Origin of the sequence: Geomonas sp., assembly GCF_035254065.1 — a bacterium.
Taxonomy (GTDB): domain Bacteria; phylum Desulfobacterota; class Desulfuromonadia; order Geobacterales; family Geobacteraceae; genus Geomonas.
The window spans coordinates 1-9385 of sequence record NZ_DATFBA010000357.1 but is presented as its reverse complement, the minus strand read 5'-3'; the positions used below and the strand labels follow the sequence as shown (position 1 = coordinate 9385).

The 9385-nt window shown below is 61.1% G+C and carries 8 protein-coding genes; 4 read left to right on the top strand and 4 right to left on the bottom strand.

Annotation, left to right across the window (positions count from 1 at the left end; all coding sequences use genetic code 11):
- Window positions 1-191: 191 nt before the first annotated feature.
- The 4 genes from VJ604_RS16705 to VJ604_RS16690 all read right to left on the bottom strand — a co-directional run bounded on the left by VJ604_RS16705 (window position 192) and on the right by VJ604_RS16690 (window position 3337).
- Window positions 192-1898, bottom strand: a complete 1707-nt coding sequence (locus VJ604_RS16705; RefSeq protein ID WP_324084516.1) for a ribonuclease J — start codon at window positions 1896-1898, stop codon at window positions 192-194.
- A gap of 19 nt (window positions 1899-1917) precedes the next feature.
- A complete protein-coding gene (locus VJ604_RS16700; protein WP_324084514.1) occupies window positions 1918-2316 on the bottom strand; it encodes a tetratricopeptide repeat protein in 399 nt (132 codons plus the stop codon).
- Between the two features lie 130 nt (window positions 2317-2446).
- Entirely contained in the window at window positions 2447-2629 is a 183-nt protein-coding gene (locus tag VJ604_RS16695; protein WP_324084512.1) for a hypothetical protein, read from the bottom strand.
- Complete coding sequence (locus tag VJ604_RS16690) at window positions 2630-3337, bottom strand: lysophospholipid acyltransferase family protein (RefSeq protein WP_324084510.1); 708 nt, start codon at window positions 3335-3337, stop codon at window positions 2630-2632.
- Between the two features lie 443 nt (window positions 3338-3780).
- Here VJ604_RS16690 and VJ604_RS16685 point away from each other — a divergent pair, with 443 nt between their 5' ends.
- The 4 genes from VJ604_RS16685 to VJ604_RS16670 form a co-directional block, all read left to right on the top strand.
- Window positions 3781-5490 (top strand): mucoidy inhibitor MuiA family protein, encoded by a 1710-nt coding sequence (locus VJ604_RS16685; protein ID WP_324084508.1) that lies wholly within the window; start codon window positions 3781-3783, stop codon window positions 5488-5490.
- 184 nt (window positions 5491-5674) lie between these two features.
- On the top strand, window positions 5675-6124 hold the full coding sequence (locus tag VJ604_RS16680; protein WP_324084507.1) for a single-stranded DNA-binding protein: 450 nt from the start codon (window positions 5675-5677) through the stop codon (window positions 6122-6124).
- A 330-nt stretch (window positions 6125-6454) separates the two neighbouring features.
- Window positions 6455-6892, top strand: coding sequence for a cohesin domain-containing protein (locus VJ604_RS16675; RefSeq protein WP_324084518.1), 438 nt, complete (start codon window positions 6455-6457; stop codon window positions 6890-6892).
- A gap of 33 nt (window positions 6893-6925) precedes the next feature.
- The coding region (locus VJ604_RS16670; protein ID WP_324084505.1) for a S8 family serine peptidase at window positions 6926-9385 on the top strand (2460 nt) is incomplete at its 3' end.

Sequence of the window (9385 nt, the reverse complement as noted above, 5' to 3'; positions counted from 1 at the left end):
ATCCCCGAATGCCTTTATCGGGGATCCATGATTCCAGGAGGTAAAGGCTGGATTCCCGATCAAAACCGTTTCGGGAATGACAGTTTTACGAGCTGGCGGAAGACTGCCAATCAGGGTCCATTGCTAGTTTGAAATTCGGTTCTCTCTGTGCTCTCTGTGGCCTCTGTGAGAGATCGCCTTTGCCTTCGTTCTCACATTTCCAGGATCAGCGGCAGGATCACCGGCCGCCTTTCGATGGTCTTGTTGAAGAAGCGCCTGAGCACCCGGCGCACTTCCAGCTTCACCTCGTTCCAGTCGGTGAGCACCTCGGTGTTCACCAGCGCCAGGGTGTCCAGCACCACCTTCTTCGCCTCGTCCAGGTACTGCTGGCTCTCGTCCTCGAAGACGAAGCCGCGCGAGACGATGTCGGGGCCGTAGATGATCTCGCCTGACACCTGGTTGATGCCGATGATGACCACCACCATGCCGTCCTCGGAGAGGTGCTTCCTGTCCTTGAGGACCACGTTGCCGACGTCCCCCACCCCCTTGCCGTCCACGAAGACGCGCCCGGTGTCCACCTGGCCGACGATCTTTCCCTCTCCGCCGTGGAAGCGGATCACGTCGCCGTTCACCGCCAAAATGGTGCGCTCCTTGGGGGTGCCTACCTTCTGGGCCAGCTGGCCGTGCTTCACCAGGTGCCGGTACTCGCCGTGTACCGGCACGAAGAACCTGGGACGCACCAGGTTGTGCAGAAGCTTCAGCTCTTCTTGGCTGGCATGGCCGGAGACGTGGACCTCGGAGACCTTTTCGTGGATCACCTCGGCGCCGCGCCGGTACAGGTGGTTCATCAGGTCGGAGATGGTCTTCTCGTTCCCCGGGATGAAGCGTGAGGAGAGGATCACCGTGTCCCCCTCCTCCACCTTGATCTGCTTGTGGTCGTCCATGGCGATCCGGGTGAGCGCGCTCATCGGCTCCCCCTGGCTCCCGGTGGTGATCATGCAGACCTCCTCCTTGGGAAGCCTCGGCATCTCCTTCAGGTCGATCAGGAGGTCGTCCGGGATCCTCAGGTAGCCGAGCTCGCGGGCGATCTGCACGTTGGCGATCATGGAGCGGCCGTTCAACAGCACCTTCCGGCCGCTCTTCTGCGCGGCGTCCACCACCTGCTGCACCCGGTGCACGTTGCTGGAGAAGGCGGCCACGATGACGCGGCCGGTGCAGCGCGGGAAGATCTCGGCGAAGGCGTCCCCCACCAGCCGCTCGGAGAGGGTGTACCCCTCCCGCTCCACGTTGGTGGAATCGGCGAAGAGCGCCAGCACCCCTTCCTCGCCATAGCGGGAGAAGGTGGCCAGGTCGGTCAGCTCGCCGTCCACCGGGGTCTGGTCCAGCTTGAAGTCCCCGGTGTGGATCACCACCCCTTCCGGGCAGCTGATGGCCAGCGCGCAGCCGTCCACGATGGAGTGGGCGACCCTGATGAACTCGACGTAGAACTTGCCGAGGCCGATCATCTCGCGCGGCCTCACCACGCGCAGGTCGGTCTTCTCGTCGAGGTCGTACTCCTTGAGCTTCTCTTTGACAAGACCCAAGGTCAGCGCGGTGCCGAAGATGGGAGGGTTGATGTCCCTCAGCACGTAGGGGAGAGCCCCGATGTGGTCCTCATGGCCGTGGGTGAGCAGGATGCCGCGGATTTTGTCGGCCCGCTCCACCAGGTAGCTGATGTCCGGGATGACCATGTCGATCCCGAGCATGTACGGTTCCGGGAACATCAGGCCGCAGTCGACCACCACGATGTCCTCGCCGTACTCGAAGACCGCCATGTTGAGGCCGATCTCGCCCAGCCCCCCCAGCGCCACGAACTTGAGGCCCCCTTCGGGAATGGGAGGTCTTTGTTCGGATAGTTCAGATAGTTCTACTTCTTCCAATTACCAGTCCTTGAGATTGTTAGGGTCCCTGCTGCTTCGGCACCAGGGCGGCTATCTTGGCATCGCACTTGGCGATCCACTCCGTGCCGGGGGAATAGATCCAGGCGATGGCGTAGAAGGAGCTCCGGAGCGTCCGGTAGGCGATCAGCGCCCCCTTCACGTCCCCTCCCCCTTCCATCGCCTGCCCGAGCCCCCACAGCTTCTGCGCGCTACTCTCCACCAACGGGCTCCCCGGGGTGTACATGTGGATCGCCGACTCGTATCCCGCCACCGCGGCGGGGTAGTTGCCGGCGCGCATCCCCTGCTCACCTTTCTCGTACTGGACGTGCTGCCGGTACAAGGTGGCGCCCCAAAGAAGCAGCAGGGAGATGATCGCGGCGACCGCCACATTGAGCGCTATGGTTTTGACTCGTTCCATGTCAGTTCAGGTTTATCCGTTTCATTCCCCTCACCCCTTGAGGGGAGAGGTGGCCGAAGTTTTACCCATTTCCCTCGCCCCTTTAGGGGAGAGGGTGGCCGAAGGCCGGGTGAGGGCGTCTTTCCCGGTTTTATCCTTTGAAGAAGCCGGGGACGGCGACCAGCAGGGCGCCCAAAAGGGCCACCACCACGCCGACCAGCACCGCCAGCGCCGCCAGGATGTCTAAGGGCTTTTTCAGCCGGTGAGCGGCCGGGAGGCCCCAAACGACCAGCGCCAGCCCCGCGACCACCATCGCCAGGTAGACTGCCGACATTTAAGGCGCCTCCAGCCGTGCAGCGATCGCCTCGCGCACCCGGTTCATCAATTCACCCTCCGGCACCCCCGCAGTCGGTATCGGCTCGCCGAAGCTGACGCTGATGGTGCCCGGCCGCAACTCCAGCTTTCCGGAGGCGTTGGCGGGGTTGATCTTCCTGCTGCCGTTGATGGTGAACGGCACGATCGGCACCGCCGCCTTCACCGCCAGCAGGAAGCCGCCCCGTTTGAAGGGCAACAGCCAGCCGTCCTTGGTGCGGGTCCCTTCCGGGAAGATCACCACGCTGGTGCCGGCGGTGATCCGCTCGGCCGCCTGCTTGATGCTCTTCAGGGCCTTCCTGCCATCGCTTCGGTCCAGCGGGATGTACCCCGCGCGCTTCATGGCGGAGCCGAAGAGCGGGTAGCGGAAGAGCTCCTCCTTGGCGATCCAGGAAAAGCGGCGCGGGATCGAAAGCGTGAGGGCGTTGATGTCGAAGTTCCCCTGGTGGTTCCCCATGTAGATCACCGGCCCCGTCAGCGGCACGTTCTCGGTGCCATCCACCTTGAGCCGGATGCCGGCGACCCGCAACAGCCAGGCACTCCAGAACTTCGCCAAGGCGTGCGCGGAACGGCCGGTCGCGTCGAAGAGGCCGGCGACGACGGCGCACAGACTGCAAGCTAATGTGAAGGGGATCAGGAAAAAAAGTTGGTAGAGACGTGCACGCAGCATGAGAAGTCACCCGTTGGATAATCCCGGCAAAGTTACTTTTTTTTACCGCCGGAGTCAAACAAATTGCAGTAAATAGCCTGGGCTGACCACAGCCACCTCCCAAAGACCTCCTTTCCCAACCCCGGCTCGATACAATTGGGGACAATCTGTCCATCCCGTCAGCGAGCGCCCAAACTCTCCAGGGAGGGCACGCATCGTCGTGTAACACCTCCCGATTGCCGAAAATCTCCTTTCGATCCTTCCACCTTGATGATAATGTCCCGGCCAATTCCCTTCGATATCCGAGATGTTGCGCATCAACCACCGTGGCTGCAAAAAAAATTTCACCTGCACGGGAACTTTTCTCTCTTCCTCCCTGTCTAAGCGTGTAAAGGCGTAAGGCCGCACGACAATCCGATCCGTTACGGACCGATGATTGATACAAACGACAGGAGGATCCAGACATGAAAAGATCACGCGCTGTGAAGAGGCTGATCATCGGCCTCGGAATGCTGGCAACTATCACCCCTTTTGCCCTGCCGGCCATGGTTTCGCCGGCAGTGGCTAGCGAACGGCTTTCACGCATCAAGGCGGCGCCCCGCATCACCGCTGTGACCGTCTACCCCGACCGGGCGATGACCACCCGCTCCACAACGCTCTCGCTCAAGCCGGGGAACTACCTGGTCTCCTTCGAAGGGCTGCCGGCCCTCCTCCAGGATGACTCGGTACGGGTCTCCGGCAAGGGGAGCGCCGGCACAACCATCGTTGGGCTGGAAGTGAAGCGGGCCTTCACCGAGCAGGTGCCGGAGAAGCGGGCCGCGGAACTGGAAAAGGAGATCCGGCAGCTGAAGCTAAAGGTTGCCGGCATCGAGGCTAAAAAAGCGGCGCTGGTCGCAGAGAACAATTTCATCGCTTCCATCAAGGTCGCCTGGGGAGATCGCATCTCCAAGGAACTGGCCGTGGGAAGGCCGACCTCCGCCGAGTTGAACGAGGCCCTCACCTTCGTTGCCAGCGGAGTACGGCGAGTCGAGCAGGAAAGCCGCGACCTGGACGAGGAAAAGCGGCAGCTTGATAACGCCATCGACAAGCTGCGCCGGGAGCGGGAAGAAAGCATGGGCTCCCGTCAGAAGGAGACCAAGAACGTCGAGGTGAACGTCGAGGTAACCCGCGAGGGACGGCTGGAACTCGAACTGACCAGCGTCACCCCGCAGGCAAGCTGGGAGCCCTGCTACGATGCGCGGCTCGCTTCCGACGGGAAATCGGCGGAACTGGTCTTTCGCGCGCTGGTGCGCCAGCAGACCGGGGAAGACTGGCATGACGTGAGCCTCTCCCTTTCCACCGCCAGGCCGGCACTGGGGGGAGCGCCTCCCGAGCTTTCTCCCTGGCTGGTCTCCTTCTACAGGCCACTCCCCTCGCCGATGCCGGCATCACCTGCCGCCTACCAGCCCCTGCAGATGATGAGAGCAGGGAAGACCGTATCGAGCAAAGGCTCCCTGGTCGAATACGACGCGGAGGCTCCGGCGGAAGCCCCTGCTTCCTATCTGACCGCCCAGCTGGATGAGGAGCAGAACTCCGTCTCCTTCCTGGTCCCCCGGACTGTGGACATCCCCGCAGACGACACCCGGCACGGCAACGTGGTGGCAACCGAGAACCTCCCCCTGACGCTGGAGTTCCTGGCGGTGCCCAAGCTGTCGCCAGGCGTGTTTCTCAGGTCCGAGATTGTGAACCGTGCGCCGTATCCCCTGCTCCCCGGACGGGTGAACGTCTTCACCGGTGGGAACTACCACGGGAGCACCCAGTTGAAGAAGGTCGCCTCGGGCGAGAAGTTCGACCTCTTCTTCGGCACCGACGACCAGGTCACGGTAAAGCGCGAGGAAATCAAGAGCCACAAGGAAGCGGGGCTCTTCGGCAAGAACCGGATGGCGTACCGTTATCGCATCGAGCTGCAGAACTTCCGCAAAGAAGCCCAGACCATCACCGTTCGCGACCAGCTCCCCACCGCCGGGGACCAGGAGATCAAGGTGACCCTGGATGAGCCGAGCATGCAGCCGACCGAACAAAAGCCGGACGGCACCCTGAGCTGGAAGCTGCCCGTGCTGCCGGGCGAGAAGAAGGCGATCACCTTCGACATCGTGGTGGAGTATCCGAAGGACCGCGAGGTCACCGGGCTGTAAGAAGCACTTGCGCGTGTCAGCGCCTTCATGGTACTTTCGTGCGTCCTTGGCTATCTCGCCGGCGCTAAAAAGGTGGCGCCAGCTCTGTGTGTCGAGATACAAGGTTGCTGTGAAGACTCATTTTGGATAGTGATGACATAATCGCAATTTAACAGTGACAGACGCGAAAAAAGGAGAATGTAAGATGGCAAGTCTCAACAAGGTGATGCTGATAGGGAACCTGGGGAAAGACCCGGAAGTGCGCTACACGCCGAGCGGCACCGCCGTGGCATCTTTCTCCCTGGCCACCTCCGACAAGATCAAGAACAAGAACGGTGAGTGGGAAGAGAAGACCGAGTGGCACAACATCACCCTGTGGGGGAGGACCGCCGAGATCGCCGGCGAGTACCTGGCCAAGGGAAGGACCGTGTACATCGAGGGAAGGCTGCAGACCAGGAAGTGGCAGGACAAGGAAGGCAAGGACCGCTACACCACCGAGATCGTCGGCGAGAAGATGCAGATGCTGGGCGGCAAAGGCGAAGGTGGCGGCGGCCAGCGCCCCTCCGGCGGCAGCCGCGGCGGCTACCAGCAGGAGCACAACCAGGGCGGCTACGACGAGCCGAGCTTCAACCCGGACGACGAGATCCCGTTCTAGATCCCCGTTCTTCAGCTTGTAAACTTACAGCCGTAACTCTTCTGAGTTACGGCTGTTTTCGTTAAAAAAGAAAAGTGCAAAAAATGTGAACTTTCGCGGCCGGGTTTCACTATTACCTATTTTTATTTTGTTGCTACCAGAACCCGCGACTAAGTTTCAACAAACTGAACGCGATCCAGGCTATTTAAGCTTAATTGATTATTTTCAATTGAAACAATCTATCTCGTCATGATATTCTTCCCACCCACGTGCATTAGTGCCGTTTTTCCCTGACGAGTTGGGACAGCGGCTTGTTTTTTGATCTTTTTGGGAGGGGCTGTTTTGAAATTCATGAAATTGGAGAAGTTGCTGAAGGCAATGATCGTACTCGTCATTACCGCCTTTATGTGGGGCTGCGGGGGCGGTGGCGGCGGGGCGCCTTCGACACCGGCGACGCCGGCGACGTCTCTTACCATCGTCTCTTCGGGCGGTGGCCAGTATTCCGTGCAGGGCAACAATCTGAACGGCGTTGCAGCCTTGGAATTTAACCTCGTCTATGATTCTTCAACTCTCTCCTCCCCGACCGTGACCCAGGGCGATTACATTTCGGGAGCGCTATTCGAGTCCAACGCCTTGACCCCTGGCACAATCAGCTTTTATCTTGTGTCCACCACCCCTTTTTCAGGTACTGGCCAGATCGCAAAGGTCTCTTTTGCTGAACACACAGGAACACCTGCCGTAACAGTTACTGCCGTAAAGATGTACAACCTCAAGGGTGACCCCATTTAGCCAGTCGACTACGGTGAATAGACGAGAGCCCCTATGAAAATGGAGTCGATGCACCCCGGAAGGCTTGCTATCCTGGCCTTGCTCGCTGTCACTCTGGCGCACCCTAGCCCCGGCCAAGCCGTCATCTCCGAAATCCCACCTGTTTCCTCGCCTGCTACCGTACCTGTCGCAAAAACCGGGGTAGCCGGCGCCCCTATGTCGCAAGTCCTTCCTTCCAGCGGGGCGGGCCGCACCGATCGGCTGATCATCAAATATAAGAAGGCGCCGCAGGCCAAGGCGAAAACCCTCGACCGTGCGGCCGTCCAGTCTCTGAGCGCGCGAGCGGGCGTGGCGCTCACCCATCTGCGTCCCATGTCCGGCAACAGCCATCTCTTCAAGTTGCCGAAACGGATGACGCCTGAGGAAGCGCAGGATATCGCGCGGAAACTGAGCGCGGACCCCGGCGTGGAATATGCCGTTCCCGACCGGATCCTGTCCCCGATGCTGCTCCCCAACGACCCGAACTATCCGGCGCAGTGGCACTACCAGTCACCCGATCCGGATCAGCAACCGGCCGGAATAAACCTGCCGCCGGCCTGGGACATCACGACAGGTTCGAGCAACCTGGTGATAGGGGTGATAGACACCGGCATCGTCAACCATGCCGATCTCCAGGGGCGCGTCCTGCCAGGATACAACTTCATCAGCGATCCGGTAAGAGCGGGAAACGAGGTGGGGCGAAGCCCCGATGCCAGCGACCTTGGGGATTGGGTCTCCAGCGCCGAGAGCAGTGATCCCGCCAGCGTGCTCTACCAGTGCGCCACCACCAACAGTAGCTGGCACGGCACCCACGTCAGCGGAACCATCGGCGCCACCTCGAACAATGGCCTGGGCGTGACAGGCATCAACTGGAACTCGAAGATACTGCCGGTCAGGACGCTCGGCAAGTGCGGCGGGTACACGTCCGATGTCATCGACGGCATGCGCTGGGCCGCAGGGCTCTCCGTGGAGGGCGTTCCGGCGAACGGCAATCCCGCCCGGGTCCTCAACATGAGCCTGGGGAGCCCGGTCGCCTGCGATCCTGCGATGCAGGACGCCATAAACGACGTGGTCGCAACCGGAACCGTCGTCGTGGTCGCGGCGGGAAACAGCACCGATTATGCCGCAAACTTCTCGCCCGCTGGATGCACCGGCGTCATCTCGGTGGCGGCCCTGAATCAGGCAGGCGGCGCAGCGTACTACACCAACTATGGCGAGGCAGTCAGCATTACCGCGCCGGGCGGGGAATGGCCCTATCGTCCCGGCCCGGCCGGCCTCGTGTTGTCTACCGTCAATGCCGGCGTCACCTCCCCCATCGCCACTCCCGATGGCGACGTCTATAAACCGAATGCGGGTACCAGCATGGCAACCCCCCATGTGGCCGGAGTTGCCTCGCTCATGCTTTCGTTGCAGCCAACCCTCACCCCGGCACAGGTTGCCGGGATATTGCAGACCACCGCCCGCCCCTTTGCTACCGGAACCAAATCGCTGGGCGGCGACTGCGACACCTCACTTTGCGGCGCCGGTATGCTCGATGCCTACCGAGCTGTCGATGCCGTGAGATCAAGCGTTCCCCTGGTAGGCGTCGCTCCCTTGTTCCTGGATTTCACGGTTCACCCGGGGGATTCGGCACCGCCCAGTCAGAGCTTGGCCATAGCCAACCCTGGCGGAGGGACCTTGAACTGGCACGCCAGCAGCGACGCGTGGTGGCTTCAGGTGAGCCCGTCCAGTGGACAGGGAAGTGGCACCGTCGCTGTTTCCGCCGATACCTCAAGCATTTATCCGGACACGAATCACACCGGCACCATCACGATCAGCGCCGACGGGGACGCTAATGCTTCGGTAACCATACCGGTCAGGGTGAAGGAGCTGCTCAAGCTGCGCGCTCCGCTCCTTTTCCCTGTTCAAGACCATGCCCAAGCCGCGGTAAACGGGAAAGTGTATGTCATTGGAGGCGTGGGCGGAGAGGTCGGCATGGTGCAGATATACGACACCGTTTCGGATGTTTGGACCATGGGGACACCGAAACCTACCGCCACCTTCGCCACCAACGCCGCGGTCATCGACGGGAAGGTCTATGTCCCGGGTGGCAGAAACCGTCAGAACGTTCCCATTGACGCCTTGGAGATTTACGACCCTGCGACGGACCAGTGGTCCACCGGAACGCCGTTGCCGGTGCCGCTGCAAGGATTGGCCGTCGAGGCTGTGGATGGCAAACTCTACGCCGTTGGGGGGCAGGACACGCAGGGCTACAGCAAGGCGACCTATGTGTACGACCCGAGCGCCAAAACGTGGACAAGACTCGCCGACATGCCTTTCGCCATGTCCTGGCCGAGCAGTGGGGTCCTCAACGGGAAAATTTATATCTTTGCGGTTGCCGATTCTTACGGCGTTGACAATCTGACCGAGGTGTTCGATCCCCTTGCCAATAGCTGGTCGATGGCGGGGTCATTGAATATCCCCCGCTACACCGCT